Source organism: Variovorax sp. TBS-050B, assembly GCF_029893635.1.
Classification (GTDB): domain Bacteria; phylum Pseudomonadota; class Gammaproteobacteria; order Burkholderiales; family Burkholderiaceae_C; genus Variovorax.
Genome location: NZ_JARXYR010000002.1, coordinates 3,948,893 through 3,975,265, shown reverse-complemented (window position 1 = coordinate 3,975,265; position 26,373 = coordinate 3,948,893). Strand labels below are relative to the sequence as shown.

Here is a 26,373-nt window from a genome sequence, read left to right as displayed (position 1 = left end):
GCTGCAGCGCCAAGCCGGCTCGAGCCCGACGTGCATCGATCGCGGTCGGGCAATGCGCGCCGCTGTTCTCGCCGGGCGCGCAATCGGCGGGAGCGGCTATTCGAGCGTGAACCCGATCTTGACCGTCACCTGCCAGTGCGCGACCTTGCCATCGACCACATGGCCGCGCGTCTCGCAGACGCTGAACCACTGGATGTTGCGCACCGTCTCGTGCGCCTTGGCGATCGCGGTCTGCACCGCATCCTCGATGCCGATCGGCGACGAGCCCGTGAGTTCGAGCGACTTGTAGACGTGGTTCGACATGGCTTTTGCTCCTGAAGGTGCCGGGCCTGCCAGCGTAGTCGATGCGCGGGCAGGGCGCTTGCCTGCTTTCCCGCGCACCCGCCGACGCTACGAACCGATGAGGTGCGCCACCACCTGCCGCCGGTGCGGCCGGCTGCGGTGCTCCCACAGGTAGACGCCCTGCCAGGTGCCGAGCGCCATGCGGCCATCGAGGACCGGGATCGACAGCTGCACGGCCGTGAGCGCTGCGCGCACGTGCGCCGGCATGTCGTCCGGGCCTTCGTCGCGGTGCCTGAATAGCGGATCGCCATCGGGCACGAGCCGCGCGAAGAAGCGCTCGAGATCGGCCTGGACCTCCGGATCGGCGTTCTCCTGGATCAGCAGGCTCGCCGAGGTGTGGCGCACGAACAGCGTGAGCAGGCCGGTCTGCAGGCCGGTGCGTTCGATCCAGCGGGCGACGGCGGGAGTGATCTCCTGCAGGCCGCGGCCGGGGGTGTCGATGTCGAGGGTGGTGGTTTTCTGGTCAAGCATCGACGGGCCTCCGGCGGGTACATGCATCAGTCATTTAACATAATGCACATTGTGTTCCGCAGGGGCGGCAGAGCTAGGCAGCGGGATCATCGAAAAAATCGCCAGTGCGACGGCTCCAACGAAACCGCCTACCGCGCCAATCGCTAGCGAAGGCTTTCCCAAGGCGCGCATCAGCTTGTCACCCATGGCAGTGCCTTCATGCTTCTCCACGAGCGCGCGTGCGGCAACCTGTTGTGCGTCGAAGCCTGCGATTGCGGCCATGAGGACCTGATGTTCTGGCGGGCATGGTCGGGTGCCCTTGCGCCAGTCGCTGACGTTGCCTCTGCTGGCGCCGAGTGCAAGGGCAAGTTTTGCATCGCTTCCCGCAATCGCGCTGGCAGCGTCGATTAGCAAATTCAATTCCTGCAAGTGTTTCATTCTGTTCTCACTGTGAGTACTATCGTAACGTTCTCAATTTGAGAACTTTACCGCCCCGTTGGGCATAGGAGCACATTTTGAACGCAACCAGCAAAATCCAAATCCTCAAGGTCGGTCCCGTCCTCGACAAGAGCTATGACGGCCGCTCGTATCAGGTCCAAGAGGCCGAGTGCGTCATGCTGAATGACGACGGCTCGGTCGAAGGCGTGGCGGTGCTGCGCCTCGGCGAGAAGATGCGCGGCGACAACGCGCCCAAGCCGGGTTTCTTCACGGCGGCTTTCACCTTGCGTGCGAACCCCAAGGATCGCCGCCTCGAAGCGTCGCTCGCCGGCCTCACGCCCTTCGAAGTCAAGACCGCCCGCCCGGCCGCCTGACCATGCTCGTTGATGGCGTGATGGGGTTCCTCTCGACCCTGGGGCTGTTCGGCGGCATCGCGGCCGTCGTGGCCCTGGTGCTGTGGATCGATGCGCATGCCCGCCGCGGCGAGCGCATCTACCGCGCCCGCCACCGCGACCACTCCAAAGTTCCTCCGATCAAGTGATTTCAGCGGATAGCTCTCCAGCGTCGCGAGACGTCGAGGGTCTTCCGGTGCAATCCCGCACCGACAACCGGAGTTGATCCACATGAACCGCAAGAACCTCGCGCTGCGTCTCGCAGCTCTCCCCACCGTCGCCCTGGCCGCCATCGGCACGGCCCACGCAGCGCTGCCCGAAAACGTCAGCACGGCCGTCACGGCCTACCAGACCGACGCGACCACCGCCATCGGCCTCATCATGGCCGCAGGCGTGACCATCTGGGGCCTGATGAAGCTGGCCTCCAAGCTCGGCTGGCGCTAAGCGCAAGGGGGCAAGCATGGCCGAGCAAACCATCGAGTGCGGCGCGCAATGCGCGGTCACTGTCCAGCTTGCCCCCGCCCCGCCTTCGTCCGACAACATCACGGACATAGGGCTTGTCTTCTCCCTCTTTCTCGGTGCAGCGGTTGTCGTGTTCTGCGCCCGCGCGCTGCTCGATCTCTTCCGGGCGCCCGATGAGAAATAACCATGCCCTCTTCCATCGAACTCATGTTCGCGCTTGGCTCGTTGCTGCTGCTCTGGGTGGCCTTTCGCTGACCCTCGGCGCGGCGCCGATAAACAAGAACAACATCGGCCGCGCTGGTATCACGCAGACCGGTCGCACCACTACGATCACGCCGGGCGCGCCGCCAACCAACAGCGGCGGCAGCACGATTCCGATCTCGCCGAACATGGGTGGTTGGACGCAGGCCGGCAACTACGGCATGCCCCCTACACCAACGGGCCAGACAGTTGGGCACGTGGGATTCAATGGCGGCTTCGTGGTCGGCGGCTCCGGTGCTGTGAAGTACCCCGTTTCGGGTAGCTATCAAATTCCGTGGGGCACCGTTGCACCGGTCGCGGCCGGCATCGTGTGCGCCGTCGCAACTGCGGGTTGGTGTGGCATCGCGAGCGGGGTTGCTGCTGCTTCGCCGTACATCATCGATTGGATGGGGCGCGCAGGCATGACGCGCAACCCAGCGACGGGCAACATTGAGCGGCCGGACGTTGACCCAAGTTGGCCTCAGTCCGATGGGTGGATGTACTACACCACCGGGTTGCAGCCAAAGACGACGCGCGAGGATTCGTGCCGGCAGTACGTTGCTTACCAAGAGGCGTCAGGCAACACCGTCTATCGCTATGAGTATTCGCATGTCACGACAACTGGCGGGTCGGGCAATGTCGGTTACTGCTGGTACAGGCAGATTCGGAAGTCGAACGGCGTGGTGGAGAACACCTACGGCGAGACGCTCTACAAAGGCACCGCGTCGAACTGTCCGGCGACGTGGTGGGTCACGTCGAACGGCTGTGTGTCCGGTGCCAATCTGCCCAAGGTCAACGTGCCCGCCTCGGAGATTCCCGGCCGGCTCGGCTCGGTGGTTCCCGATCCGCGTGTGTGGGGCGAGGTCATCGACAAGGGCGGCACGATCGAGATGCCGAACCCGACTGTCAGCGGCCCCACATCGATCCAGGGCCCGGAGACCGTGAAGCAAAACCAGGACGGTACTCGCGAGGTCTCGCGCACCACCTACAACTTCACCACCAACGGCAATACGGTCACCAACACGACGAACGTCACGACGACGAATTACTACAACAGTTCGAACGTCCAGACCGGCACCAGCACGACCACCACCACACCGAGCGACAGCACGCCAGGCGCGACGACAAGCGAGGAACCGGAGGACGCCTGCACCAAGCATCCCGAGGCGCTCGGCTGTCAGAAGATCGATTTCGACACCCCGGACGGCGAGATTCCGCGCGAGTCGAAGGACGTGACGTTCCAAGAGGAAAGCGTGCTCGGCGGTGGAAGCTGCCCGGCCGATGCCTACGCGAGTTTCGGCAGCACGGGCCAGACCCTCAAGGTGTGGGACTGGCAGGCCACGTGCAGCTACTTCCTGCCGATCCGATTCATCCTCATGGCCCTGGCTGCGTTCTCGGCCGTCCTCATCATCCTGCCCGGAGGGAAAGACGCATGAAGTTCGGCACGTTTCTGCTGTCGCTCGCGCAACCGATCCTCGCGAAGATCCTGCTCGCGCTTGGCTTCTCCGTCATCACGGTGGTCGGCGTCGAGGCGGCGATCACGCAGGTCAAGAATCTGTTTATCGCCAACCTCGCGGCGCTGCCGGCCGACATGCTCAACCTCGCGCTGTACCTCTGGGTTGGCAAGGCGGTGGGCATCATCTTTGGCGCGGTGGCCACGAAGCTGCTGCTGTGGTCGATCCAGAACGCGACCAGCATCATCGGGAAGTCGCCGCAGTGATCACCGTCATCACAGGCACGCCAGGGGCCGGCAAGACCCTGTACACCGTCAGCAAGCTCTTGCTGTCGCTTGTCGGCACGACGATCAAGCAGGAAGTCGATGGCGAGGTGGTCGAGTACCCGCGCACCATCTACACCAACATTCGGGGGCTGATGATCGATCACGAGTTGATCGATGGCTCGGCCAGCGGTGGGCTGCGCAACTGGCACGAGTGGGCAAAGCCCGGCTCGGTCATCGTGTTCGATGAGATTCAGAAGGTGTGGGAGCCGCGCGCCAACGGCTCGAAGGTGCCCGACGACATCAAGGCGCTCGAGACGCACCGGCACATGGGCGTTGACTTCATTCTCATCACGCAGGGGCTGATGCTCACCGAGCGAAACCTCGCAATGCTCTGCAACCGCCACTTGCACGTGCGGCGGGTCGGCAACATGCCGTTCGCCATCGTTTACGAGTGGGACCATGCGAGCCGCACGCTGATGTACAGCAAGGCCATCACGAAGGCCCCGTGGCGCTACGACAAGAAGGTCTTCAAGCTCTACAAGAGCGCGGACCTCCATACGAAGCAAAAGCGCAGCATCCCCACGCTGCTCTACTTCGTGCTGGCCGGCGTCGCCGCCTTCGCCATCCTCGCGCCGACGCTCAAGGCCCGCATGAGCGAGCGATTCGGTGACCCGAAGGCTGTCCAGTCCTCGGCCGCAAAGCCCGGTGCGCCGGCGACCATGGCGCATCCGGCCGCCGCGCAGGCCGACGCCGGCAAAGCCGATGCCACGAAGGCCGGCCCGCCGATCGATGACACGAAGGATTGGGTGCCGCGCGATCCTCTGCGCCCGGAGAGCGCGCCGGTCTACGACAGCCTGCGCCGTGTGGCCGTCATGCCGGTCCTCGTCGGTTGCATGTCGATGGGCAAGCGCGCCCAGTGCTACACCCAGCAGGGCACGGTGGTCGAGGTGCACCCGGACATGGCGCGCTCGCTGATGGATCGCCCGCGCTTCGATCCCTATGAGCCGCAGAAACGGCCCGAGGCCACTACCCCCTTGCCCTCGCCCCAAAACGCGCCTGACGGGCTCGCAGCGCCCCGGCTCGTGGTCATTGATGGCCCGGGCTGGCGCGACCCGCAGGGCATGCAGTCTGCGCAAGGGGGCAGGCGGTGATTCGGGCCTACAGCGGCATGAACGCCTCCGCGATGCAGCTCACGTGCCCCTGCCTCTGCGCTCGCACTACTGCTAAGCAAACGCCGGAGCGAAGCGCAGGCACGTCTCGGACTGGCGTGGTGTGGTTACGTGCCCCGGCGACAGTGCCCAACGTGAAGGAAGACGCACGCGGCCGCGTGCTCCTGGCTGTGGTGCTGCATGAGGGTCGATTCGGTACCGCGTTGTGCGGGCCGCAGGCGGGCAAGCTTGCGCCGCACGCCGCAGGCCCGCGCGCAGCGCGGCCTCAATTTATTACTAAGACACATCACGACAAGTCCCTCTGTCGCTACCTTTTCTTTCGGGGTTGTATGGGCTATTTGAATCCTCTTTTGAAGTTGCCCGCTGTCGATGACCTCATCGCCAAAGGCCGTGCTCTTTCACCTGGTGAACGCGAGTTCTTGATTGACTTGTTCACGCAGATCCGTCACCAGGCCAACCGCGAAGCTGAGTCCTCGTGGAAGCGGCGAAAGGGGCCGCTTGCCTTGTACTGGCGTTGGGCATCGACGTATGCCCGCCATATCGCTCACCTGGTCAAGCAATTGAATTGTTGACCTGGTGAAAAAGAAAGACCCGGCGCAGCCTGCCAGCCGCCCGGGTCGTGATCACTGCCTTATCTTTGGGGAACAGCGATGCAGCGCATTGTGGACGGGATTGCCTATGAGGGCAAATACATCGAGAACGCATTCGATGTTCGGGTGTGGGAGTGCAACGGCCATCGGGAGATTTCCGCGCAACGTGTAGTCGAATGGCGCGAGGTCGGTCCCGCGCCCGACTGGTCGCACCTTGCCGACGAAGCGAAGCGTGCCGAGTGGGCAGAGCTCGATGAGGCCGAGCGGAAGGAGAAGAACCTGCGTCGTGCCGCGCTGCGCGCCAAGACGGCCTGTAGGCGCTTCATCAAGTCGATGGGCTTCGATGAACTGGCCACCCTTACCTACCGCGAGAACCAGACCGATGAGGCGCTCGCAAAGGAGCATTTCTCGAAGTGGGTCCGTCGCATGTCCGACCTGATTCCGGGCTTCGCCTACTGCGCCGGGTTCGAGCCGCAGACCCGTGGCGCGTGGCACGTGCATGCAGCCATCTACCGCCTCCCACAGCACGTTGAAATGAAGAAGCGCATGCCTGGGGGTGAGTGGCGCACGTTTCGCGTCCGTGGGCGCGATATCGGGACTGTCGTGTGGCGCGGCATCGTTGGGAAGGACAACGGCCTGTGCTTCATCGGCGGCAAGAAGAAGATCCGCCACTCGCCGGCGAAGATGGCCGGCTACGTCTCGAAGTACATCACGAAGCACTATGAGCTCGTGCCCGAGGGCAAGAAGCGCTACACCCACTCCGAGGGCGTTGCGGTGCCCAAGTGCGTCGTGGAGCGGTTCGTGGGCCTGAGCCTCGCCGAGTTGATCGGCCGATGCTTCTGGCTCGATGACGGTGAGGATGTGGTGCAGCACCGCGTCGGCCGGTGGAAGGACAGCTACTACCTCAGCACCGAGTTACAGCCACCTGGGGGCGATGGGCCTATAGGCCTAGCAGGCGAATCAGCATGATCGCGAGCACTGCGATGGCGAGCCACACCAGCAGCTGGAGGCTCCAGTGCCAGTCGGCGCCGATGAGCTTTGGTGGGCCGCCCTCGCCTGCTGCTCGGCGCTGCTTGCGACTCGTGTTGGCGTTAGCTTCCTCGCGGGCCTTGCGCTTGACTTCCTCGCGGTACCAGTCTCGATCTTGAATTCCCATGAAAAAGGCCTCTGTGGTGAAGGCCTGATTGTGTCTGGTAGTCTTACCCGGAATTACAAAAAATCAAGCAGGAAACGCTTGACATAAGTCCCGTTGTATCTCCTGAATTTGGGCTTATGCACATTGTGTTCTTCAAATGGAGGTCGACCAGGGAGCGCCAGACCCTCAGGACCCCATCGGACTGACCGAAGCCATCGTTGGATCAAAATCCGCTTCCACGCGCCCCACGTCAGGCACCCGCGGATACCGCAGCACGCGGTAGCCGGCTTCGATCAGCAGCGCGTGCTTGTCGGCATCGCGCTGCGACGGCTTGCCCTTGCCGCCGTTCTTGTCGCCGAGCTCGACCACGGCGACGACCTTGAAGGAACGGTCGCAGACCACGAAGTCGGCGATCTTGCGGCTGAACGAACTGCGCGCGGCACGGGTGCGGGCCGTGAGCAAGGCGCCGAAGCTGACCTGCGGCAGCACCACGAGGTCGGGCAAGGTCTGGACCAGACGGTTGTACATGGCCTGCTCGCGCGGCGTGAGCGGCGGCCTGGCCTTGGGCTTGTCGACGAAGCCGCTGGTGCTGCGCTGCGATCTCCGGCCGGCGGCAAACCAGAGCGCGAGGCCGCCGATGGCCAGCAAAACGACCATGAGTAGGAACGTATTCATCTCTGCTTCTCCTTCTCCACGGAGTCTCGCACGAGTGCCGGCGCGCGCATTCCGGGCGTTTCCCGGAGCCGGCTGACGCAGGTGGACCAGCCCTCAGCCGGTCACCATTTGCCGTCCTTGGGGATCGGCTTGGGGCCGTTCTTCGCCCCGCTCGCAGCCGCGATCAGCTGCGCGGCTTCGGCGCGGTTGGCCTTGGTCGCGAAATCGACCGCGGTCATGCCGAGCTGGTTCTTCATCGCCGTGTCGGCGCCTTCGGCCAGCAGCAGCTTCACCGCCTCGGTCGAGCCGTACATCGCCGCCATCATGAGCGGCGTGGTGCCGTTGGGCGACTGCGCGTCGATGAACGCATGCTGGTCGAGCAGCACCTTCATGATGCTCAGCTGTCCGCTCGTGGCCGCATAGTGCAGCGGGGTCCAGCCGGTCTTGTTGACCGCGGCGTCGCGCTTGAGCAGCTGATTCACCACGTCCTGCTGGCCCTTGATGGCGGCCAGCATCAGCGGCGTCTCGTCCTTGGCGTTGGCGATGTCGACGTCGGTCTGCGGCGATTCGAGCAGCACCTGGATCACCTTCGGCGACGGCTCGCGCAGCGCGATGATCAGCCCGGTCTGGCCGTGTTCGTCGCGCGTGTTGGGGTCGAATCCGCGGTTCAGCAGGGTTCGCACGCCGCTCGCATTGTCGGCCCGCACAGCGCGGAAGAAGTCCTCGAACGAACCGGCGTGGGCAGCAAAAATTGCTGCTGCGACAGCGAGATACAGGAACTTCTTGATGTAATTTCTCATGTTTTGACTCCCTGGAACAACGTTTCGAAATTGGCGCTCGTGGCCTCGGCGACCGCCTCGATCGGCAAGCCGCGCAGTTCGGCGATCTGCTTCGCGACGAAGGGCACGTACGACGGGTTGTTGGTCTTGCCGCGGTACGGCACCGGCGCGAGGTACGGGCTGTCGGTCTCGATCAGCATCCGGTCCATCGGCACGAAGGCCGCGACCTCGCGCAGTTCCTGGGCCTTCTTGAAGGTCAGGATGCCCGAGAAGGAGATGTAGAAGCCCAGGTCGAGCGCCGCGCGCGCCACCTCGGCGGTCTCGGTGAAGCAATGGAACACGCCCCCGGCCGCCCTGCCGCTGCCGTCCTCGCCCTCCTCCTTCAGGATCGCGAGCGTGTCGGCCGAGGCTTCGCGCGTGTGGATGACCAGTGGTAGGCGCGTCTGCTGCGCGGCGCGGATGTGCACCCGAAAGCGGTCGCGCTGCCATTCGAGGTCAGCCACGCTGCGCCCGCCCTTGCGCTCTTCCATCTGGTAGTAGTCGAGCCCGGTCTCGCCGATCGCCACCACCCGCGGCAAGGCGGCGCGCCGCACCAAGTCGTCGAGCGTCGGCTCGGCGATGTCCTCGTTGTCCGGATGCACGCCCACGCTGGCCCAGAAGTTGTCATAACGCGCCGCGAGCGCCTGAACGTCGTCGAATTCCTCGAGCTTGGTGCAGATGCACAACGCCCGGTCGACCTTCGCCTCGGCCATGGCCGCGCGGATCTGCGGCATCTGGTCCGCGAATTCGGGAAAAGTAAGGTGGCAGTGGGAATCGGTGAACATGAAGTCTCAAAAAGACAACGGCCCACGCCAGAGATACCGCGGAACCGGCTCCGCCGGTCCGCCGGTATCGCCCCCGGTAGGGGGTTGGCGAAGCGACACGCAGTGCGCGCAGCCTGGGGGCGAGCCTAGATCGTTTGGGTCGGCCGGTCGGAAGCCATCGAACCGCCCAGCGCCGCTTCGATGCGGGCCTTGAGCTGGCGCGACTTCTCGTCGGACGGAAAGCGGATGCCCACGCCCGGTGCCCGGTTGCCGGCGGCGCGCGGCGGCGTGATCCAGGCGACCTTGCCGGCCACCGGATAGCGCTGCGGGTCTTCGGGCAGCGTCAGCAGCACGTAGACGTCGTCGCCCAGGCGGTATTCGCGCGTGGTGGGAATGAAGATCCCACCTTCCGCGAACAGCGGAATGTAGGCGGCGTAGAGCGCGCCCTTTTCCTTGATGGCGAGCTGGATCACGCTCGGCCGTTGAGGCGTTGCGGCGGCGGCGGCAGGTGCGGCGGGTTGGTTCATGGGCGGCGAGGGGCAGAGTTTAGGGTGGTTCGCGCTTCGCTCACAAGCGCTTCCAGCATGAGCCCCGCGTTGAAGGGGTGTTCGGCGGTGCGGGCCGCGGTCGAGAGCGACTTCGACCAGCGCGCCAGTGCGAGGTGCGAAGGCACGGCCGCGGGCAGGTCGGCGGCCTCGAAGAAGCGCGGCGGTGCGCCGCTGCCCACGGCCATGAGGTCGTGGCAGAGCTTCTGCAGCGCACCGATGGCCTGCGACGGCGGCTGATCGGCCAGCGCGGCGACCTCGCCGCGCGCGATGGCCTTGGGCAGCAGCGACCACGCCTTGGGCGACTGGCCGGCGCGCGCGAGCCGCAGGGCGTCGCTCGGCCGTCCGCCGGCCGCGCGCAGCAGCGCAGCGGCGTCCGCGGCGGGCACGTCCTGGGCAGCGAGCCAGGCTTCGGCGTCGGCCGTCGCGGGCCACGGCAGCGTGAAGCCCAGGCAGCGGCTGCGGATGGTGGGCAGCAGTTGCCAGGCCGCTTCGCTGGCCAGCACGAAGCGCACGTCGCCGACGGGTTCCTCGAGCGTCTTGAGCAGCGCATTGGCCGTGATGGTGTTCATGCGCTCGGCGGGATACACCAGCACCACCTTGCCGCGGCCGCGCGCGCTGGTGCGCTGCGCAAAGCCGACGGCCTCGCGCATCGCCTCGACGCGGATCTCGCGGCTGGGCTTGCGCTTCTTGTCGTCGATGTCGGCCTGGGCCTTCTCGTCGAGCGGCCAGCCGAGCTCCTGCATCGCCACTTCGGGCATCAGCACGCAGAGGTCGGCATGGGTGCGCACCTCGATGGCGTGGCAGCTCGGGCAGTGGCCGCAGGCGGTGCCGCCCTCTTCCGACGGCTGCTCGCAGAGCCAGGCCGCCGCCAGCGCGAGCGCGAGTTCGTACTGGCCGAGGCCCGAAGGCCCCTGCAGCAGCCAGGCATGGCCGCGCTGGCGCAGCAACTCGGCGAGCGGCCGGCGCAGCCAGGGCGACAGCGAGGGGGCTGCGCTCATGGTGCGGCTCCGGTCGTCGCGAGCGCGAACGCCCCGCGCGCCACCAGCGCGGCTTCGACCTGCTGCCAGACGTCTTCGCGCGTCCGGCTCGCATCGATGCGCACGAAGCGCGCCGCATCGGCCGCCGCGCGCACCGCGTAACCGCTCGCCACGCGCCGGAAGAACTCGACCGGCTGCGATTCGAACTTGTCCGGCAGCCGCGCACCGGCCAGGCGCTCGGCCGCGATCTCGGGCGCGAGGTCGAACCAGAGCGTGACCTGCGGCTGCAGCAGGCCTGCCACTCCCCTGCCCTGCACCCACGTTTCGAGCGTCGAGAGCACGGCGGCGTCGAAGCCGCGGCCGGCGCCCTGGTAGGCGAAGGTCGCGTCCGTGAAGCGGTCGCAGAGCACCACGTCGCCGCGCGCGAGCGCGGGTTCGATGACGCGCGTCACATGGTCGCGCCGGGCGGCGAACACCAGCAGCGATTCGGTCAGCGGGTCCATCGGCTGCTCGAGCACGAGGCCGCGCAGGGTCTCGGCCAGCGGCGTGCCGCCCGGTTCGCGCGTGCGCACCACCGTGCGACCGGCCGCCTGGAAGCGCGCCTCGATCGCATCGAGGTGGCTCGACTTGCCGGCGCCGTCGATGCCCTCGAGCGTGAGAAACAGGCCTTCGAGGCTCATTGGGCCACTTTCGGTTTGGGCTCGCCGCCGCCGCGCTGGTAGCGGTTGACGGCGCGGTTGTGGTCGTCGAGCGAATTGCTGAACTGGCTGGTGCCGTCGCCGCGCGACACGAAGTACAGCGACTTGCTCTGCGCCGGCTGTACCGCCGCCAGCAGCGCGGCCTTGCCCGGCATCGCGATCGGCGTGGGCGGCAGGCCGCCGCGGGTGTAGGTGTTCCAGGGCGTGTCGGTCTGCAGGTCCTTCTTGCGCAGGTTGCCGTCGTAGGCCGTGCCCAGGCCGTAGATCACGGTCGGATCGGTCTGCAGCGGCATGCCCACGCGCAGGCGGTTCACGAACACGGCCGAGATCTCGGCGCGGTCCTGGGCCTTGCCTGTCTCCTTTTCGACAATGCTGGCCAGAATCAATGCCTCATCGGCCGATTTGAGCGGCAGGTCGGACGCTCGCGCGGCCCAGGCGGCCTCGAGCTTCTTGTCCATGGCCCGCATCGCGCGCTGCAGCAGCGCGAGGTCGGTCGAGCCCTTCGAGTAGGTGTAGGTGTCGGGGAAGAAGCGGCCCTCGGGGTGCATGCCCGGCCGGCCGAGCTTGGCCATCAGGGCGTCGTCGGGCAGGCCGATGGTCTCGGGCTTGAGCTGCTCGGCCTTGGCGAGCGCGGCGCGCACCTGGCGGATGTTCCAGCCTTCGACCAGCACCAGGCTGCGCGTGGCCTCCTCGCCGCGCACCAGCACGTTGAGCAGCGTCTTGGGCGTGATGCCGCGCTCCAGCTCGTAGCTGCCGGCGCGGATCTGCCGGTCCTGCCCCGACAGGCGGAACCAGAGATAGAGCAGCTGCGGCTCCACGTCGGCGCCGGCGTCGGCCACGGCCTGCGCGACGCCGCGCGGCGTGGTGCCGGGCTCCACCGACAGGTCGAGGCTGGGCGCGCGCAGCTTGAGCGGCTGGTGCACCCACCAGAGTCCGGCAGCGCCGAGGCCGAGCGCGGCCAGGGCGGCGAGCAGAAAAAGCGTAAGGAAGAAGCGGCGCACGGGTCCGTGGAAATAGCGGGACTTGGAAAACGGTTCAGGATGGTCGGCCAGTGGCCCTGCGGGAACCGGGGCGGGATTTCCTGCGGGCCGGACGAAACGGCCGCGACCATGATAATTCAGCGATGACCCCTGTCGTTCTCAATGGTGTTACCGCTCTTTCACACCTCGGCGTGATCCGCGCCGAGGGTCCCGACGCCGCCAGCTTCCTGCATGGCCAGCTCACGCAGGACTTCGCGCTGCTCGGCGCCGCCGAGGCCCGGCTTGCGGCGCTGTGCACCGCCAAGGGCCGCGCGATCGCGAGCTTCATCGGCATCCGGCCGCAGCCCGAACTGGTGCTGCTGGTCTGCAGCCGCGACATCCTGGCCGCGACGCTCAAGCGGCTCTCGATGTACGTGCTGCGCGCCAAGCTCAAGCTCAGCGATGCCACCGGGCAGTTCGCGCTGTACGGTCTCGCCGGCACCGCGCTGGCAGCCAACGGCCTCGACGCCGCGGCGCCCTCGGGCCAGCGCACCGCCATCGGCGAGGCCACGAGCGCGGTCTCGCTCTACCCGGCCGACGGCGTGCCGCGCGCGCTCTGGATCGCGCCGGAAGGCAGCCCCGCGCCCACCGGGCCGGCGCTCGATCCGGCGCTCTGGCTCTGGAGCGAGGTGCGCAGCGGCATCGTGACGCTGACCACGCCCGTGATCGAGGCCTTCGTGCCGCAGATGATCAATTACGAATCGGTGGGCGGCGTCAACTTCAAGAAGGGCTGCTATCCGGGCCAGGAAGTGGTGGCGCGCAGCCAGTTCCGCGGCACGCTGAAGCGCCGCACGTACCTCGTGCAGGCCGACGGCCCGGTCACCGCGGGCCAGGAGGTGTTCGCCGCAGGCGATGCCGAGCAGCCCGTGGGCACGGTGGCGCAGGCGGCCGAGGCGCCCGGCGGCGGCTGGGCGGCGCTGGTCTCGATCCAGATCTCGGCGCTCGATGCGGGCGGCCTGCGCGCCGGTGCGGCCGACGGGCCGGCGCTCACGGTCGAGCCGCTGCCCTATCCGCTGCTCGAGGACATCTAGGTTTTTCTCCGACCCCCGGCGTCCGAACGGACGCTTGGCGCTGCCTTGCAAGGGGCAGCGCCATTTTTTTTGCGCGCGTCAAACCCCGTCCGAACCACCGGCCCGTAGAAGCCCGACCGATCCACTCCGGCCAAGGAAAGACACCATGCAGCGCAGACACTTCTTCTCGACCGCCATCGCCCTCGCCTCGCTCGCGGCGTGCGCGGACAGCCCGGCGCGCCCTTTCGCGACGCCGTCGCCGCAGGACCGCATCGGCGCGCTGATGCAGGTCAGCGTGATCGACCGCGCGAGCGGCCGCGAACTGCCGCTCTACCGCCACCGCGGCGAATACTGGGTGGCCGGTCGGCCCGGCGCCCGCTACGCGATCCGCGTGCGCCATCCGGGCGGCGAACGCATCATGGCCGTGATGTCGGTCGACGGCATCAACATCGTCACCGGCGAAACCGCGGGCGTGCTGCAGAACGGCTATGTGTTCTCGGACGGCGAGCGCAGCGACATCGCGGGCTGGCGCAAGAGCGATTCGCAGATCGCGGCCTTCGAGTTCACCTCGGTCGGCCAGTCGTATGCGAACCGCACCGGCCGGCCCGACGACGCGGGCGTGATCGGCGTCGCGATGTTCCGCGAGCGCCGGCCGTCACCGCCGATCGCATTTCCGCGCCGCGACCTGGAACAGCGGCGCGGCGAAGCGCCAGCCGCCGCGGCCGAGTCGTCCGCCGTGCCCCAGTCTCGTTCGGCCGACAGCGCCGCCGAAGCCGCCCCGCCCGGCGCATCGGCCAAGGGCAGCCTCGCGCGGCAGGCGCCGAGCCTCGGCACGGGGCACGGCCGGCGCGAGACCTCGCACGTGGGCCACACCACCTTCGAGCGCGCGCAGTCCACGCCCGACGAGGTGGTGCGCATCCGCTACGACAGCCGCGAGAACCTCGTCGCGGCCGGCGTGATTCCCGTCCCACCGCCGCCGCCGCGCTGGCCGCGGCCCGAAGGGCCCTCGGCATTCCCCGGCTCGGAGGCGGGCTACGTGCCCGATCCGCCGCCGCGCTACTGAAGAAGAACGGCGCGGCTCAGCCGAGCGCGCGCCGCATCTCGATGTGCGGGATGCCGGCTTCCTCGAAGGGCTCGCCGTGCACCTGGTAGCCGAGCCGCGCATAGAAGCGCTCGGCGCTGCGCTGCGCATGCAGGCCGATCTCGCGGTCGCCGCGCGCGCGGGCCGCCTCTTCGAGGGCCTGCATCACCGCCGCGCCGTGCCCGCCGCTGCGCAGTGCGCGGTGCACCGCCATGCGACCGAGCATCGCGGTGCCGTCGACCGCATTCAGCAGGCGCCCGGTCGCGATCACCTGCCCGAGCCGGTTGCGCGCCACCGCATGCAGCACCACTTCGTCGTGCGCGTCCCATTCGAGTTCCTTCGGGATGTTCTGCTCCTCGATGAAGACCGCGCGGCGCAGTGCGCTCGCGCCTTCGCCGAGCGTCTGCCAATTGCCGGTCTCGACCGTGCGCATCGGCTCGCCGGCCTCGAAGCCGAGCAGGATCTCGCGCAGTGCCGCCGGCACCGGCTTCGAGGTCTGGGTGGCCGGATCGGCGAACACGTAGACCAGTTCGCAGCCCACCAGGTACTGGTCCTGGCGGAACAGCGCGCCTTCGAACACGATCGACGAGTTGCCGATGCGCGCGCATTTCATGCCCACGTCGATCACGTCGTCCATGCGCGCCGAGGCGCGGAAGTCCACCGTTGCCTTGCGCACGTACAAGTCGCCGCCGAGTGCATGCATCGCCTCCTCGTAAGGCAGCGCGAGTGCGCGCCAGTAGTCGGCGATGGCGGTGTCGAAGTACATCAGGTAGTGCGCGTTGAACACGATCTTCTGCATGTCGACCTCGGCCCAGCGCACGCGCAGGCGGTGGAAGAAGCGGAAGTCCTGGCGTCGGGGAATGGCTGTCTCTGTCATGGTCTCAGTGCTTCATGGAGTGCGCGCGCGGCATCGTCCTGCGCCTGCAGCGCTTCGGGAATGGCGCGACCCATCTTGAGGAACTCATGGATCACGCCGCGGTAGATCTCCAGCTCGACCGGCACGCCCGCGGCGCGCAGCTTGTCGGCATAGGCGATGCCTTCGTCGACCACCGGATCGCATTCGGCCAGGCCGATCCAGGCCGGCGCCACGCCGTCGACGTCGTCGGCCAGGAGCGGCGCGAAGCGCCAGTCGTCGCGGTCGGCCGGGGTGCGCACGTACTGGCCGAAGAAATAGTCGATCAGCGCCTTGGTCAGCAGCGGGCCGTCGGCAAAGCGGCGGTGCGAATCGGTGTCCTGGTGCGCCGCGGTGCCGGGATAGATCAGCAACTGCAATGACAGCGGCAGCCCGGCGTCGCGCGCGAGGATGGCGCACACCGCCGCCAGCGTGCCGCCCGCGCTGTCGCCGCCCACCGCGAGCCGGCCGGCGTCGATGCCCAGCCGCGCGCCCTCCTTCGCGACGAAGGCGAAGGCATCCCAGGCATCGTTCGACGCGGTGGGAAACCTGTGCGCCGGCGCCAGCCGGTAGTCGACCGAGATCACCGCGCAGCCGCTCTTCGCGCTCAGCACCCGGCACAGCGTGTCGTGCGTGCGGATGTTGCCGACCGTGAAGCCGCCGCCGTGGAAGTAGATGAGCGCAGGCAGCGTCGCCGACGAGGGCGCATAGAGCCGCGCGGGCAGCGCGGCGCCGTCGCGCGCGGCGATGGTGAAGTCCTCGATGCGCGCGAGTTCGGGCTTGGGCACTTCGAGCACGCCGGCGCCCTTCTCGTAAGCGGCCTTCGCTTCCTCGGGCGTGAGCTGGTCCAGGCCCGGATGCCCCGCGCGCGCCATGCGTTCCACGACGCCGGCCATCTTCGCGGTCAGCGATGTGCCGGACGCGACACCGCCAAGGGTTTTGTTCATGTGCAAGACTGTGTGCTCTTGTTAGATTCGACGGTCGGCAATCGTACTGCCCCACGCATCCACGCCCATGGCCCTCATCCAATACCTCACCCAGATCCAGTTCGAATTCGGCGCGATCCAGCTGCTTTCCGGCGAGTGCGCGCGCATCGGCATCCAGCGCCCGCTGATCGTCACCGACGCCGGCGTGCGCGCGGCCGGCGTGCTGCAGAAGGCGCTCGACGCGATCGCCGATCTCGAGGTCGCGGTGTTCGACCAGACGCCCTCCAACCCGACCGAGGCCGCGGTGCGCGCGGCCGTCGAGCTCTACCGCAGCGGGCGCTGCGACGGGCTGATCGCCGTGGGCGGCGGCTCGGCGATCGACTGCGCCAAGGGCGTGGCGATCGCGGCCACGCACGAGGGCCCGCTCAAGACCTACGCCACCATCGAGGGCGGCTCGCCGAAGATCACCGAGCGCGTGGTGCCGCTCGTCGCGGTGCCCACCACCAGCGGCACCGGCAGCGAAGTCGCGCGCGGCGCGATCGTGATCGTGGACGACCACCGCAAGCTGGGCTTCCACAGCTGGTTCCTGATGCCGAAGGCCGCGATCTGCGATCCCGAGCTCACGCTCGGCCTGCCGCCGCGGCTCACGGCCGCCACCGGCATGGACGCGATCGCGCACTGCATGGAGACCTTCATGTCGGCCGCCTTCAACCCGCCGGCGGACGGCATCGCGCTGGACGGCCTCGAGCGCGCCTGGGGCCACATCGAGCGCGCCACCAGGGACGGCAGCGACCGCGAGGCGCGCCTCAACCTCATGAGCGCCTCGATGCAGGGCGCGATGGCATTTCAGAAGGGCCTGGGCTGCGTGCATTCGCTGAGCCACAGCCTCGGCGGCGTCGATCCACGGCTGCACCACGGCACGCTCAACGCCCTCTTCCTGCCCGCGGTGATCCGCTTCAACGCCGGCGCCGAGTCGGTGCAGAAGGAGCAGCGGCTGCAGCGCATGGCGCAGGCCATGCACCTCGACTCGGCCGGCGACCTCGGCGAGGCGATCCGTGACATGAACGCGCGCCTCGGCATGCCCAAGGGCCTGGCGGAAGTCGGCGTGACGCCGGCGATGTTCGAGAAGATCATCGACGGCGCGATGGCCGACCACTGCCACAAGACCAATCCGCGGCTGGCCACGCGCGACGACTACAAGGCCATGCTCGAAGCCTCGATATAGCCCCCGCGCCAGAGGGGCGGCACCCCTCGCGTCATGTATATGACATAAGCAGTTTCTAAACTGTTACCGAAGGCGCTGCGATCGCAGACGCCCTAAACAGTGTCAGGGAAACTCGAATGACGCGCACCGTCCAGGTCCACACCGTCCTGTCCGCCGAGCAGCTCAGGTTCCGCGCGATGCGGGGGCACGAAGGACTCTCGCAGCTGTTCGAGTTCGAGGTCGACATGGTCAGCACCAGCTTCAACCTCGACCTGAAGCAGCTGCTCGGCACCTCGCTCAGCATCGAGATCACCGACGGCAGCACGCCGCGCTTCCTCAACGGCACCGTGGTGCGCTTCGAGCTTCTGGGCCGCGCCAACGAGACCGCCCGCCACTACGTGTACCGTGCGCTCGTGCAGCCCTGGCTCTGGTACCTCACGCGCACCACCGACTGCCGCATCTTCCAGAACAAGAGCGTGCCCGAGGTGCTCGACGAGGTGCTCGGCAAGTACGGCTTCGAGTTCGAGAAGCGCCTCACGGGCAGCTACCGGCCCTGGGAGTACTGCGTGCAGTACCAGGAGAGCGACTTCGCCTTCGTGAGCCGGCTCATGGAGCACGAAGGCATCGCCTACCACTTCGAGCATTCGAAGAACTCGCACCTGCTCGTGCTGGCCGACGACAGCGGCAGCTACGCCAAGCTGCCGGGCTATCCGAGCATCGCCTACCGCCCGCGCGACCGCGTGCTGAATGCAATGGAGCCTTGCATCGACCGCTGGCGCGTGGCCGAGCAGATCACCTCCGGGCGCGTGATGCTCGACGACTTCGACTTCAGGAAGTCGCGCGCCTCGCTGCAGAGCGTGCGCCAGGATCCGAAGCCGCACGACCATTCGACCTACGAGGTCTACGAATGGCTCGGCGGCTACAGCGACCACGGACAGGGCGACGCCTACGCGAAGATCCGCCTGCAGGAACTGCAGTGCGCGCACGAGCTCGCCGCAGGCCACACCAACGTGGTCGGCATGGCGCCCGGCTACCTGTTCGAGATGACGCACTGCCCGCGCGAATCGGACAACCGCGAGTACCTCGTCACCGAAACGCGCTACGACCTGCAGGAACCCGACTACTCCACGGGCGCGACGGAGTCCGTCTGCCAGTTCGACTTCACCGTGCTGCCCTCGGCCGTGCCGTTCCGCCCCGCGCGCAGGACGCCTAAGCCGCGCACCAGCGGCCCGCAGACCGCCACCGTGGTCGGCCCCGAGGAGATCTGGACCGACCGCTTCGGCCGCGTGAAGCTGCAGTTCCGCTGGGACCGCTACGGCCAGGCCGACGAGAACAGTTCGTGCTGGGTGCGCGTGTCGAGCAGCTGGGCCGGCGCCAACTTCGGCACCATGCACATGCCGCGCGTGGGCCAGGAAGTGATCGTCGATTTCATCGGCGGCGAGCCCGACCGGCCGATCGTCACCGGCCGCGTCTACAACAACGACCAGATGCCGCCCTGGGAACTGCCGGCCAACGCGACCGCGAGCGGCATCCTCACGCGTTCGAGCAGCGGCGGCGCGGCCAACCAGGCCAACATGCTGCGCTTCGAGGACCGCACCGGCGCCGAGCAGATCCTGCTGCATGCCGAGCGCAACTTCGACGTCGAGGTCGAGGCCGACGAGACCCACACCACCGACGGCACCCGCACCACCCTGATCAAGGGCCACGAATCGGCCACCTACCAGAGCGGCGAGACGCGTGACATCACCGCAGGCGCGAGGGAAACCATCACCGGCGGCGACACGCGCGACGTGACCGGCGGCTTCAGCGAGACCGTGAGCGGCGGCGTCACGCAGACGATCACGGGCGGCAAGACGCGCACGCTCAGCGGCGGCCTGAACGACACCATCACCGGCGGCGTCAACCTCGCGATCACGGGCGGCTTCCACGGCACGATCGACGGCCAGGAGATCCGCTTCGTGAGCGGCGGGCGCAACGACACCATCAACACGATCAACAACGTGACGGTCAACGGCCCGTCGAACACGATCGTGACGGGCCCGACGGTGCACACCTCGCCCGACGTGACCTTCAACACCACGAACCACATCCACAACACGACGCAGCACGTCATCAACACGAACGTCTACAACACCACTTCGAACACCTACAACAACACGACCAACAACTACACCAACAACTCCACGGTCTACAACAACAACTACGCCACCAGCGGCGACTGGCGGCTCTACCGCTCGGGCGGCGTGGGCTTCCGGCTCAGCCTGGTGGGCATGTCGCTCGACGTGTGGGGCGCGCGGCTGCAGTACTACGCGGCGCTCAATGCCCAGATCGCCACCGTGAAGATCGACGTGGCGGTGTTCTCGCTCAAGAACAAGCCGCTCGAGGTCAGCGCCAAGGGCCTGGCGATCGCGAACAAGGGCATGCTGATCGCCACCGGCGGCCTGGCGGCGAAGTTCAAGGTGCTGACGCTGGTGGCCTGAAGCGGCAACGATGGAAATCATCCTGTGGATCGTCTTCGCGGTGCTGATGGGCTCGATGCTGGTGGTGGCCGCATCGGTCGTGATCGTCGCCACGCGCGAGAACCGCATCTATTCGGCCGAGGAAAAGACCTGGAAGCGCCTCGCCCGGACCGGCGTGCCGGCCGAGGCGGTGGTCGAGTCGCTCAAGCGTTCGGAGAACGAGCTCTCGCGCGGCGGCTCGCAGGGCCAGACCGTGTACGCCGTCGAGCTGGCGCTGCGCATCGTCGATGCGGGCACCCCGCCGGCTGAGCGCCCCGCCATCGTGCGAACCCTGATCGACGAGAGCCTGGTGCCGCAGTTCGCGGTGCCCGGCAAGCCGGTGCATCTGCTGCGCGACCCGCACGACGCCTCGGTGCTCGCCATCGACCGCTCGCGCACGCCGCTCGAAATTCCCCGCGCCTCCGCGTGAAAACCGTCAAACCCTTGCGGCTGAGCGTGATCACGCGGCCGTTCCTTCGCAGCGGCCATCAGCGCCTGGCGCTCACGGTGATGGGCATGGTCTCGATGGACGCGGCACCGGTGCTGCTGCCCGAGACCGAGTTCTGGAAGACGGTGTCCGAGGAGCTCGGCCCCACCGGCGCCATCGACCTCGGCATGCCCAAGCCCTGCGCCGAGTTCCTCGCCACCGGCCATGCCTACACCCGGCACCAGGACGAGAAGACGGCCTGCGCGGTGTCGTTGCGCGTGGGCGCGCTCGAGCGGCAGTTCGTGGTGTTCGGCGACCGCTACTGGATCGACGGCCGCGCGAGCGCGCCGCAGCCCTTCGAGTCGATGCGCCTCGACTGGACGCGCGCCTACGGCGGGCCGGCCTTCGCCGAGAACCCGCTCGGCATCGGCCACCAGCCCGAGCGCGTCAACGGCCTGCAGGTGCAGCGGCTGCCGAACGTGGAGCATCCGAATCGCCGCATCGACCATCCCGGCCGTGTGCCCGAGCCGGCCTGCCCCGGCGCCATCGACGTGAGCTGGCCCCAGCGCATGCGCCTGATCGGCAGCGACTACGGCGCCCACTGGCGCGAAAACCTGTTTCCGGGCTTCGCCGAGGACATGGACTGGCGGCTTTTCAATGCCGCGCCGCCCGCGCAGCGCTGGGCCGAGGCCGACCGCATTCCCGGCGGCACGCCGTACGAGATCTGGAACATGCATCCGGACCAGCCCGTGCAGCGCGGCCAGTTGCCCGACTGGCGCGCGCGCGGCTTCATCGCGCGCAAAGTCGGCGGCGGCAGCGCCGAGCCCGAGCGCTTCGAGGAGGTCGAGCTGCGCCTGACCACCGCATGGTTCTTTCCGCACCGCGCGCAGATCGCGCTGATCTTCCACGGCGAGACCGCGATCGCCGAGGACGACGCCGCCGACGTGACGCACGTCATGCCCGCGATCGAGCACGCGGCCGAGCCGCCGCGCGCACTCGGGCACTACTTCGAGATCCTGCAGCGCCGCTGCGACACCGAGTCCGGGGCGCTGCACGCCTTCCGCGACGAGCAGCTGCTGCCCGCGGAGAGCATCGGACCCTGGATCGACCAGATCGAAGACGAAGAAGACGAATCGCCGCGCCTGCGCAACATGCGCGAACGCGCACGCCTGCTGCGCGAGGAGATCGCGCAGCAGGGCATCGCCGCAGGCCGCAAGCCGCGCCATTTCAAGGAACGCCCGGTGCCCGAGCCGTTCACGCGCATGCCCACGCTCGCCGAGCTGCCCGAGTTCATCGAGCGCACCAAGGCCTACGAGCGCGAGCAGATGCAGAAGCTCGAGGAAGGCCGCGGCGAGCTGGCCCGGCTCGGCGAAGCCAATGCGGTCGAATCGCGCAAGGTGGGCTTCGACACCGGCCGCATGGTGGGCGACGCGCAGCGCACCGAGGTCAAGGGGCCGCCCGCCTTCGATGCGAAGACGGTGATGCAGGGCATGCTCGGCATCGCGCCCGCCACGCGCAGCCCGCAGATGCCGCCCGAGCAGCAGCGCGAGCTCGAAAAAGCCGCCGAGAACGGCCGGCGCGGCCTGATCGACATGTACCGCCTCGGCGCGCAACACCAGGCCGCGGCCGACACGCTCGACGGCGAACGCGCCGCCGAGCTGCGCGAAAAGGTGCGCGGGATCATGGCCGGCACGCGCGACCTTTCGGGCATGGACCTGACGGGCGCGGATCTCTCGGGCCTCGACCTGCGCCGCGCATCGATGCGGCGCACCCTGCTCGAAAGCGCGAAGCTCGCGGGCGCACGCCTCGACGGCGCCGATGCGACCGAGGCCGTGCTGGTGCGCGCCGACCTGTCGCAGGCCTCGCTCGCCGGCTGCACGCTGCACCGCGCCAACCTGAGCCTCGCGCACTGCGCGCACACCGACTTCGCCGGCGCCGCCTTCGAGGAAACCACGATCGAGAAGACCCGCTTTGCGCATTGCAGCTTCGAGGGCGCGACGCTCGCGCAGCTGAATCTCTTCGGCATGCACTTCGAGGCCTGCCGCTTCGACGGCGCGCGTCTCGACTACGTGACGCTGCTCGAAGGCACCCGCCTCGTCGGCTGCAGCTTCCGCGGCGCCACGCTGCACAAGTTCGGCTTGATCTCGTGCGAGGTCGAGCGGCTCGACTTCTCCGGGGCCTCGCTCGAAGCCTGTGCCTGGGTCCACACCGCCGGCGACAGCGGCGTGGTGTTTCGCGATGCCGCGCTGCGCACCAGCTGCTTCGTCGGCAGCAGCAGCCTGCGCGACGCCGACTTCGAGGGCGCCACCCTGCACCACTGCAGCCTGCGCGAGATGCCGCTCGAAGGCGCGCGCTTCGTGCGGGCCACGCTCGACACCTGCGACCTGTCGTCCTGCCTGCTCGTGGGCGCCGACCTGGGCGCCATCGACGCACCCGACAGCCTCTTCATCCGCGCCGACTTCACGCAGGCGTCGCTGCGGGGCGCGAACTTGATGAATGCGCATCTGCAGAAATCCCGCTTCGTCGGCACCGACCTGCGCGAAGCCAACCTGTTCCGCGCCGACGTCTCGCAATCGACGATCGACACCGTCACCGAGACGCACGGCGCCTACCTCGAACAGGCCAAGACCCTTCCGCGCCGCCTGGCGGACCCGGTGCAATGACGCCGGAGACGCTCGCGCAGAAACTCCGCACCGGCGAACACATCCAGGGGCAGGACTTCCAGGGCATGAACTTCGACGGTCTCGACCTGCGCGGCGGCGCGCTGCGCGAATGCGACTTCTCGCAGGCCAGCCTGCGCGGCGCGCAACTGGGCGAGTCGGCCTTCGATACCTGCCGCTTCGACGGCGCGGACCTCGAAGGCGCGGACCTGCAGCGCGCCGCGTTCCATCTGTGCAGCCTCCGGGCTGCACGCTTGCGCGGCGCCGCGATGGGCCGCGTGGCCTTCAGCGCCTGCGATCTGCGCGAGGCCGACTTCGACGAGGCGCAGGCCGGGCTCGCGGCCTTCCACCAGAGCCGGCTCGACGATGCGCATTTCGCGCGCGCGGATCTCACGAAGGCGGTGTTCGGCGAATCGCAGCTCGCCGGCACCCGCTTCGACGCGGTGGCGCTGGACACCACGGTCTACTACCGGGCCGCGCTGCGCGGTGCGCATTTCAGGAACGCGCGCTTCCACAACGTGATCTTCAGCGAGGCCGACCTGGCCGGGCAGGATTTCTCGGGCCATTTCTTCCTGCGCTGCCAGTTCATCGACGCCGACCTGCGCGGCTGCAATTTCGATCGCGCGCACCTCGCGCAGTGCAACTTCAAGGGCGCGAAGCTCGAAGGCGCGGCGCTCACGGCCGTCGAGGCGCCGCAATGCCTCTTTCCGGAGGCCGACCTGCGCCGCGCCGACGGCCGCGGCGGGCGCTTCGACCAGAGCCTGTGGATCGACGCGCGGCTCGACGAGGCCGACTTCTCCGGCGCGCGGCTCGAACAGTGCGTCTTCCACCGCGCCCGATGCCGGCGCACCTCGTTCGCGCGCAGCCATCTGGTCTATGCCGATTTCTCGTATGCCGACCTCGGCGATGCCGACCTGCGCGGCGCCACCTTCCAGCGCACGCAGACCCACCGCGCGCTGCAGGCGGGGACGCGCTGGAGCGACCGCATCGGCGTGCTCGATGGCGACCCGGCGCTGTTCGAGGCCGAGCGCTTCTCGGCCGCGCGCAGCCTGCGGCCGCAGCGCGAGGGCCGCGACACTTTCGGCCGGCCGCTGCCGCCGGCCCCTTCCGAGGACACCCGCCCATGAAACAACGCGCCGCTCCGCCGCAAGATGCCGGCACGTCCGACGCCATCGCAGGGCCGCACGAGATGCACGCCCTGCTCCACCGGCCGCTGCCCGCCGCGCCCGCCGCCTGGAGCGGCAGCGCGATCGGCGTCGTCGTGCAGGCGCTCGCCGACGACGTGTTCATCGTCGAACCGCAGGCAGGCGGCGAGCGCTGGCGCTGCATGCGCGCCGCGAGCTGCCTGCTGCAGCCGGGCGTCGGCGACACGGTGCTCGTGGCCGGGCCGCAGCGCGATCACGTCTACCTGATCGCGGTCGTCACCCAGGCCGACCCCGCGCATGCGCAGCTCGTGGTGAACGGCGACCTGACGCTGCGCACGCGCCAGGGCGGCATCGCGATCGAGGCCGGCACGCGGCTCGCGCTGCGATCGCCCGAACTGGCGCTGCAGGCGCAGAAGGCGCAGGTCGAGATCGCCGACATGGACTACCGCGGCGCCGAGGTGCGCGTGACCACGCTGGTGGCGCGCTTCGTCGGCCGCACGCTCGAGACGGTGCTCGACCGGCTCAGCGTGCTCGCGCGCTCCACCTTCCGCATGACCGAGGAGGTCGAGCAGGTGCGCGCGGGCCAGATCGACATGCAGGCTCGCGAGACCCTGCGCCTGCATGCGAAGAACACGCTCGTCACGAGCAAGGCGATCGTCAAGGTCGATGCCGAGCAGATCCACATGGGCTGAGGCCCGCACGCAAAGAAGGAACCCCCCGATGTTCGCCAATGCACAGATGATGGGCGTGGACCTCGCCTTCCCCGACGTCTGCAAGACGCCGCCCGCGCTGCCCATCCCCTACCCCAACTTCGCCCTCGGCCCCACGGCCATTCCCAACGCCTGGAACATCCTCTACGGCGGCACGCCGGCGCACAACATGGCGACCACCACGCCGATCACCAACGGCGACAACGCGGGCGTGCTGATGGGCGTGGTGTCGCAGACGGTGATGGGCCCCTCGCGCCACATCACCGGCGCCTTCACGGTGCTGCTCAAGGGCACGCCGTGCACGCGCATGACCAGCCTGTCGGTGCAGAACCGCTGCAACATCGTCGGCATGCGGATCGTGCCGAGCCAATTCAAGGTGCTGGTGCTCGCCGCCTAGCTATTCGAGCTTCACGCCCGCGGTGCGGATCACCTTGGCCCACTTGGCGGTTTCGGCGGTGATGAAGGCATCGAATTCCTCGGGCGTGCTGCCTGCGGGGATGGTGCCCATGGCGTCGAGCTTGGCGCGGGTCTCGTCGCTCTTGATGATGCGCGCCACCTCGTCGGACATGCGCTTGACGATCTCGCGCGGCGTGCCCGCGGGCGCGATCATGCCGGCCCAGGTGCTGCCGGTGAAGCCGGCGAAGCCCTGCTCGATGAAGGTCGGCACCTCGGGCGCGGCCGCGAGGCGCCTGTCGCCCGCCACGCCGATCAGCCGCACCTTGCCGGCCTTGGCCTGGTTGATGAGGCCCGTCGGCGCATCGAAGAAGAGCTGGATCTGCCCGCCCATCAGGTCCGTGAGCGCGGGCGCGGCGCCGCGGTACGGGATGTGGATCATGTAGGTCTGCGTGAGCGACTTCCAGAGCTCGGTCGTCAGGTGCGCGGCCGAGCCGTTGCCCGAGGAACCGAAGCTCACCTTGCCCGGGTGGGCGCGCGCATAGGCGATCAGCTCGCGCGCGTTCTTGAACGGCGCATCGACGTTGATCGCGGCCAGCAGCGGCGACACGCCCATCAGCGACACGCCCGTCAGGTCCTTCTGCGGGTCGTAAGGCAGCTTGGGATAGAGCGTGGTGTTGGCGGCATAGGCCGCGATCACCACGCCGAAGGTGCTGCCGTCGGGCGCGGCCTTGGCCACCGCGTCGACGCCGATCAGGCTGTTGGCGCCGGGCTTGTTGTCGATCAGCACCGGCTGGCCGAGCCGCGCCTGCAGGCCGGCCTGCACCAGCCGCGCCATCTGGTCGGTGAAGCCGCCCGGCGTGTAGGGCACGACCACGCGGATCGGCCTGGTCGGCCAGCCGCCCTGTGCGAACGACGGAAGGGCCAGGCTGCCCGCTGCGGCAGCCGTGGCGAGCGTGAAGTGGCGGCGTGAGATGCGGGTCTGCGGCATGAAGGCGGCTTTCTCTGCGT

At 68.2% G+C, this 26,373-nt stretch carries 32 protein-coding genes; 18 read left to right on the top strand and 14 right to left on the bottom strand.

The window, feature by feature from the left end; genetic code table 11:
• Window positions 1-96: 96 nt before the first annotated feature.
• The 3 genes from M2165_RS21320 to M2165_RS21310 form a co-directional block, all read right to left on the bottom strand.
• Window positions 97-303 (bottom strand): dodecin, encoded by a 207-nt coding sequence (locus tag M2165_RS21320; protein WP_280816578.1) that lies wholly within the window; start codon window positions 301-303, stop codon window positions 97-99.
• An 87-nt stretch (window positions 304-390) separates the two neighbouring features.
• Window positions 391-813, bottom strand: a complete 423-nt coding sequence (locus M2165_RS21315) for a secondary thiamine-phosphate synthase enzyme YjbQ (protein ID WP_280816577.1) — start codon at window positions 811-813, stop codon at window positions 391-393.
• 30 nt (window positions 814-843) lie between these two features.
• Window positions 844-1,230 (bottom strand): YdaS family helix-turn-helix protein, encoded by a 387-nt coding sequence (locus M2165_RS21310; protein ID WP_280816576.1) that lies wholly within the window; start codon window positions 1,228-1,230, stop codon window positions 844-846.
• Window positions 1,231-1,307: 77 nt separating this feature from the next.
• Between M2165_RS21310 and M2165_RS21305 the strand changes: the two genes are divergently transcribed.
• The 9 genes from M2165_RS21305 (at window position 1,308) to M2165_RS21265 (ending at window position 6,772) form a co-directional block, all read left to right on the top strand.
• Window positions 1,308-1,604 (top strand): hypothetical protein, encoded by a 297-nt coding sequence (locus M2165_RS21305; RefSeq protein ID WP_280816575.1) that lies wholly within the window; start codon window positions 1,308-1,310, stop codon window positions 1,602-1,604.
• 2 nt (window positions 1,605-1,606) lie between these two features.
• Complete coding sequence (locus M2165_RS21300; RefSeq protein ID WP_280816574.1) at window positions 1,607-1,771, top strand: hypothetical protein; 165 nt, start codon at window positions 1,607-1,609, stop codon at window positions 1,769-1,771.
• An 82-nt stretch (window positions 1,772-1,853) separates the two neighbouring features.
• Window positions 1,854-2,066 (top strand): hypothetical protein, encoded by a 213-nt coding sequence (locus tag M2165_RS21295; RefSeq protein WP_280816573.1) that lies wholly within the window; start codon window positions 1,854-1,856, stop codon window positions 2,064-2,066.
• Window positions 2,067-2,082: 16 nt separating this feature from the next.
• Window positions 2,083-2,268, top strand: coding sequence for a hypothetical protein (locus M2165_RS21290; protein WP_280816572.1), 186 nt, complete (start codon window positions 2,083-2,085; stop codon window positions 2,266-2,268).
• Window positions 2,258-3,760 (top strand): hypothetical protein, encoded by a 1,503-nt coding sequence (locus tag M2165_RS21285; RefSeq protein WP_280816571.1) that lies wholly within the window; start codon window positions 2,258-2,260, stop codon window positions 3,758-3,760. Before M2165_RS21290 ends, M2165_RS21285 begins: the two co-directional genes overlap by 11 nt.
• A complete protein-coding gene (locus M2165_RS21280) occupies window positions 3,757-4,044 on the top strand; it encodes a DUF2523 family protein (RefSeq protein ID WP_280816570.1) in 288 nt (95 codons plus the stop codon). The genes M2165_RS21285 and M2165_RS21280 overlap by 4 nt, the downstream gene beginning before the upstream one ends.
• A complete protein-coding gene (locus M2165_RS21275) occupies window positions 4,041-5,195 on the top strand; it encodes a zonular occludens toxin domain-containing protein (protein WP_280816569.1) in 1,155 nt (384 codons plus the stop codon). Before M2165_RS21280 ends, M2165_RS21275 begins: the two co-directional genes overlap by 4 nt.
• 152 nt (window positions 5,196-5,347) lie before the next feature.
• A complete protein-coding gene (locus M2165_RS21270; RefSeq protein ID WP_280816568.1) occupies window positions 5,348-5,785 on the top strand; it encodes a hypothetical protein in 438 nt (145 codons plus the stop codon).
• Between the two features lie 78 nt (window positions 5,786-5,863).
• Window positions 5,864-6,772 (top strand): hypothetical protein, encoded by a 909-nt coding sequence (locus tag M2165_RS21265; protein ID WP_280816567.1) that lies wholly within the window; start codon window positions 5,864-5,866, stop codon window positions 6,770-6,772.
• Here the strand turns inward: M2165_RS21265 and M2165_RS21260 are convergent.
• The 8 genes from M2165_RS21260 to mltG form a co-directional block, all read right to left on the bottom strand.
• The gene (locus tag M2165_RS21260; protein ID WP_280816566.1) at window positions 6,744-6,959 is read right to left on the bottom strand and encodes a hypothetical protein; all 216 of its coding nucleotides are present in this window, start codon (window positions 6,957-6,959) and stop codon (window positions 6,744-6,746) included. The genes M2165_RS21265 and M2165_RS21260 overlap by 29 nt on opposite strands.
• Window positions 6,960-7,124: 165 nt before the next feature.
• Window positions 7,125-7,613, bottom strand: coding sequence for a DUF2726 domain-containing protein (locus M2165_RS21255; RefSeq protein WP_280816565.1), 489 nt, complete (start codon window positions 7,611-7,613; stop codon window positions 7,125-7,127).
• 101 nt (window positions 7,614-7,714) lie between these two features.
• Window positions 7,715-8,392: an ankyrin repeat domain-containing protein gene (locus M2165_RS21250; protein WP_280816564.1), complete on the bottom strand. Its 678-nt coding sequence runs from the start codon at window positions 8,390-8,392 to the stop codon at window positions 7,715-7,717.
• Window positions 8,389-9,195 carry a TatD family hydrolase gene (locus tag M2165_RS21245; protein ID WP_280816563.1) on the bottom strand — a complete coding sequence of 269 codons (807 nt, stop codon included), beginning with the start codon at window positions 9,193-9,195 and terminating at the stop codon, window positions 8,389-8,391. The genes M2165_RS21250 and M2165_RS21245 overlap by 4 nt, the downstream gene beginning before the upstream one ends.
• A 125-nt stretch (window positions 9,196-9,320) precedes the next feature.
• Window positions 9,321-9,701 (bottom strand): PilZ domain-containing protein, encoded by a 381-nt coding sequence (locus M2165_RS21240; RefSeq protein WP_280816562.1) that lies wholly within the window; start codon window positions 9,699-9,701, stop codon window positions 9,321-9,323.
• On the bottom strand, window positions 9,698-10,720 hold the full coding sequence (locus tag M2165_RS21235; RefSeq protein ID WP_280816561.1) for a DNA polymerase III subunit delta': 1,023 nt from the start codon (window positions 10,718-10,720) through the stop codon (window positions 9,698-9,700). Before M2165_RS21235 ends, M2165_RS21240 begins: the two co-directional genes overlap by 4 nt.
• Complete coding sequence (tmk, locus tag M2165_RS21230; RefSeq protein WP_280816560.1) at window positions 10,717-11,379, bottom strand: dTMP kinase; 663 nt, start codon at window positions 11,377-11,379, stop codon at window positions 10,717-10,719. The genes M2165_RS21235 and tmk overlap by 4 nt, the downstream gene beginning before the upstream one ends.
• Window positions 11,376-12,398: an endolytic transglycosylase MltG gene (mltG, locus tag M2165_RS21225; protein WP_280816559.1), complete on the bottom strand. Its 1,023-nt coding sequence runs from the start codon at window positions 12,396-12,398 to the stop codon at window positions 11,376-11,378. The genes tmk and mltG overlap by 4 nt, the downstream gene beginning before the upstream one ends.
• A gap of 122 nt (window positions 12,399-12,520) precedes the next feature.
• Here mltG and M2165_RS21220 point away from each other — a divergent pair, with 122 nt between their 5' ends.
• Together M2165_RS21220 and M2165_RS21215 are read left to right on the top strand one after the other, a co-directional pair.
• Complete coding sequence (locus M2165_RS21220; protein ID WP_280816558.1) at window positions 12,521-13,447, top strand: folate-binding protein; 927 nt, start codon at window positions 12,521-12,523, stop codon at window positions 13,445-13,447.
• A gap of 145 nt (window positions 13,448-13,592) precedes the next feature.
• The gene (locus tag M2165_RS21215) at window positions 13,593-14,489 is read left to right on the top strand and encodes a hypothetical protein (RefSeq protein ID WP_280816557.1); all 897 of its coding nucleotides are present in this window, start codon (window positions 13,593-13,595) and stop codon (window positions 14,487-14,489) included.
• Window positions 14,490-14,505: 16 nt separating this feature from the next.
• Here M2165_RS21215 and M2165_RS21210 read toward each other — a convergent pair whose 3' ends face one another.
• The gene (locus tag M2165_RS21210) at window positions 14,506-15,384 is read right to left on the bottom strand and encodes a YbgC/FadM family acyl-CoA thioesterase (RefSeq protein ID WP_280816556.1); all 879 of its coding nucleotides are present in this window, start codon (window positions 15,382-15,384) and stop codon (window positions 14,506-14,508) included.
• Complete coding sequence (locus M2165_RS21205; protein WP_280816555.1) at window positions 15,381-16,346, bottom strand: alpha/beta hydrolase; 966 nt, start codon at window positions 16,344-16,346, stop codon at window positions 15,381-15,383. The genes M2165_RS21210 and M2165_RS21205 overlap by 4 nt, the downstream gene beginning before the upstream one ends.
• Window positions 16,347-16,413: 67 nt before the next feature.
• Between M2165_RS21205 and M2165_RS21200 the strand changes: the two genes are divergently transcribed.
• The 7 genes from M2165_RS21200 to M2165_RS21170 all read left to right on the top strand — a co-directional run bounded on the left by M2165_RS21200 (window position 16,414) and on the right by M2165_RS21170 (window position 25,366).
• On the top strand, window positions 16,414-17,550 hold the full coding sequence (locus tag M2165_RS21200; protein WP_280816554.1) for an iron-containing alcohol dehydrogenase: 1,137 nt from the start codon (window positions 16,414-16,416) through the stop codon (window positions 17,548-17,550).
• A 116-nt stretch (window positions 17,551-17,666) separates the two neighbouring features.
• Complete coding sequence (tssI, locus tag M2165_RS21195) at window positions 17,667-20,009, top strand: type VI secretion system tip protein TssI/VgrG (RefSeq protein WP_280816553.1); 2,343 nt, start codon at window positions 17,667-17,669, stop codon at window positions 20,007-20,009.
• A gap of 10 nt (window positions 20,010-20,019) precedes the next feature.
• On the top strand, window positions 20,020-20,457 hold the full coding sequence (locus tag M2165_RS21190; protein WP_280816552.1) for a hypothetical protein: 438 nt from the start codon (window positions 20,020-20,022) through the stop codon (window positions 20,455-20,457).
• Entirely contained in the window at window positions 20,454-23,117 is a 2,664-nt protein-coding gene (locus tag M2165_RS21185; protein ID WP_280816551.1) for a DUF2169 domain-containing protein, read from the top strand. The genes M2165_RS21190 and M2165_RS21185 overlap by 4 nt, the downstream gene beginning before the upstream one ends.
• Complete coding sequence (locus tag M2165_RS21180) at window positions 23,114-24,241, top strand: pentapeptide repeat-containing protein (RefSeq protein ID WP_280816550.1); 1,128 nt, start codon at window positions 23,114-23,116, stop codon at window positions 24,239-24,241. Before M2165_RS21185 ends, M2165_RS21180 begins: the two co-directional genes overlap by 4 nt.
• On the top strand, window positions 24,238-24,951 hold the full coding sequence (locus M2165_RS21175) for a DUF3540 domain-containing protein (protein WP_280816549.1): 714 nt from the start codon (window positions 24,238-24,240) through the stop codon (window positions 24,949-24,951). Before M2165_RS21180 ends, M2165_RS21175 begins: the two co-directional genes overlap by 4 nt.
• Window positions 24,952-24,979: 28 nt before the next feature.
• Complete coding sequence (locus M2165_RS21170) at window positions 24,980-25,366, top strand: DUF4150 domain-containing protein (RefSeq protein WP_198783764.1); 387 nt, start codon at window positions 24,980-24,982, stop codon at window positions 25,364-25,366.
• Here the strand turns inward: M2165_RS21170 and M2165_RS21165 are convergent, their stop codons facing one another.
• Complete coding sequence (locus M2165_RS21165) at window positions 25,367-26,353, bottom strand: tripartite tricarboxylate transporter substrate binding protein (protein WP_280816548.1); 987 nt, start codon at window positions 26,351-26,353, stop codon at window positions 25,367-25,369. It lies immediately after the preceding gene.
• Window positions 26,354-26,373 lie beyond the last annotated feature (20 nt).

Bases quoted from the DNA above. Each gene is read 5' to 3' on its own strand.
- M2165_RS21320 (WP_280816578.1), bottom strand. From the start codon at position 303: ATGTCGAACCACGTCTACAAGTCGCTCGAACTCACGGGCTCGTCGCCG.
- M2165_RS21315 (WP_280816577.1), bottom strand. From the start codon at position 813: ATGCTTGACCAGAAAACCACCACCCTCGACATCGACACCCCCGGCCGC.
- M2165_RS21310 (WP_280816576.1), bottom strand. From the start codon at position 1,230: ATGAAACACTTGCAGGAATTGAATTTGCTAATCGACGCTGCCAGCGCG.
- M2165_RS21300 (WP_280816574.1), top strand. From the start codon at position 1,607: ATGCTCGTTGATGGCGTGATGGGGTTCCTCTCGACCCTGGGGCTGTTC.
- M2165_RS21295 (WP_280816573.1), top strand. From the start codon at position 1,854: ATGAACCGCAAGAACCTCGCGCTGCGTCTCGCAGCTCTCCCCACCGTC.
- M2165_RS21290 (WP_280816572.1), top strand. From the start codon at position 2,083: ATGGCCGAGCAAACCATCGAGTGCGGCGCGCAATGCGCGGTCACTGTC.
- M2165_RS21285 (WP_280816571.1), top strand. From the start codon at position 2,258: ATGAGAAATAACCATGCCCTCTTCCATCGAACTCATGTTCGCGCTTGG.
- M2165_RS21280 (WP_280816570.1), top strand. From the start codon at position 3,757: ATGAAGTTCGGCACGTTTCTGCTGTCGCTCGCGCAACCGATCCTCGCG.
- M2165_RS21265 (WP_280816567.1), top strand. From the start codon at position 5,864: ATGCAGCGCATTGTGGACGGGATTGCCTATGAGGGCAAATACATCGAG.
- M2165_RS21260 (WP_280816566.1), bottom strand. From the start codon at position 6,959: ATGGGAATTCAAGATCGAGACTGGTACCGCGAGGAAGTCAAGCGCAAG.
- M2165_RS21255 (WP_280816565.1), bottom strand. From the start codon at position 7,613: ATGAATACGTTCCTACTCATGGTCGTTTTGCTGGCCATCGGCGGCCTC.
- M2165_RS21250 (WP_280816564.1), bottom strand. From the start codon at position 8,392: ATGAGAAATTACATCAAGAAGTTCCTGTATCTCGCTGTCGCAGCAGCA.
- M2165_RS21245 (WP_280816563.1), bottom strand. From the start codon at position 9,195: ATGTTCACCGATTCCCACTGCCACCTTACTTTTCCCGAATTCGCGGAC.
- M2165_RS21240 (WP_280816562.1), bottom strand. From the start codon at position 9,701: ATGAACCAACCCGCCGCACCTGCCGCCGCCGCCGCAACGCCTCAACGG.
- M2165_RS21235 (WP_280816561.1), bottom strand. From the start codon at position 10,720: ATGAGCGCAGCCCCCTCGCTGTCGCCCTGGCTGCGCCGGCCGCTCGCC.
- tmk (WP_280816560.1), bottom strand. From the start codon at position 11,379: ATGAGCCTCGAAGGCCTGTTTCTCACGCTCGAGGGCATCGACGGCGCC.
- M2165_RS21220 (WP_280816558.1), top strand. From the start codon at position 12,521: ATGACCCCTGTCGTTCTCAATGGTGTTACCGCTCTTTCACACCTCGGC.
- M2165_RS21215 (WP_280816557.1), top strand. From the start codon at position 13,593: ATGCAGCGCAGACACTTCTTCTCGACCGCCATCGCCCTCGCCTCGCTC.
- M2165_RS21210 (WP_280816556.1), bottom strand. From the start codon at position 15,384: ATGACAGAGACAGCCATTCCCCGACGCCAGGACTTCCGCTTCTTCCAC.
- M2165_RS21205 (WP_280816555.1), bottom strand. From the start codon at position 16,346: ATGAACAAAACCCTTGGCGGTGTCGCGTCCGGCACATCGCTGACCGCG.
- M2165_RS21200 (WP_280816554.1), top strand. From the start codon at position 16,414: ATGGCCCTCATCCAATACCTCACCCAGATCCAGTTCGAATTCGGCGCG.
- tssI (WP_280816553.1), top strand. From the start codon at position 17,667: ATGACGCGCACCGTCCAGGTCCACACCGTCCTGTCCGCCGAGCAGCTC.
- M2165_RS21190 (WP_280816552.1), top strand. From the start codon at position 20,020: ATGGAAATCATCCTGTGGATCGTCTTCGCGGTGCTGATGGGCTCGATG.
- M2165_RS21180 (WP_280816550.1), top strand. From the start codon at position 23,114: ATGACGCCGGAGACGCTCGCGCAGAAACTCCGCACCGGCGAACACATC.
- M2165_RS21175 (WP_280816549.1), top strand. From the start codon at position 24,238: ATGAAACAACGCGCCGCTCCGCCGCAAGATGCCGGCACGTCCGACGCC.
- M2165_RS21170 (WP_198783764.1), top strand. From the start codon at position 24,980: ATGTTCGCCAATGCACAGATGATGGGCGTGGACCTCGCCTTCCCCGAC.
- M2165_RS21165 (WP_280816548.1), bottom strand. From the start codon at position 26,353: ATGCCGCAGACCCGCATCTCACGCCGCCACTTCACGCTCGCCACGGCT.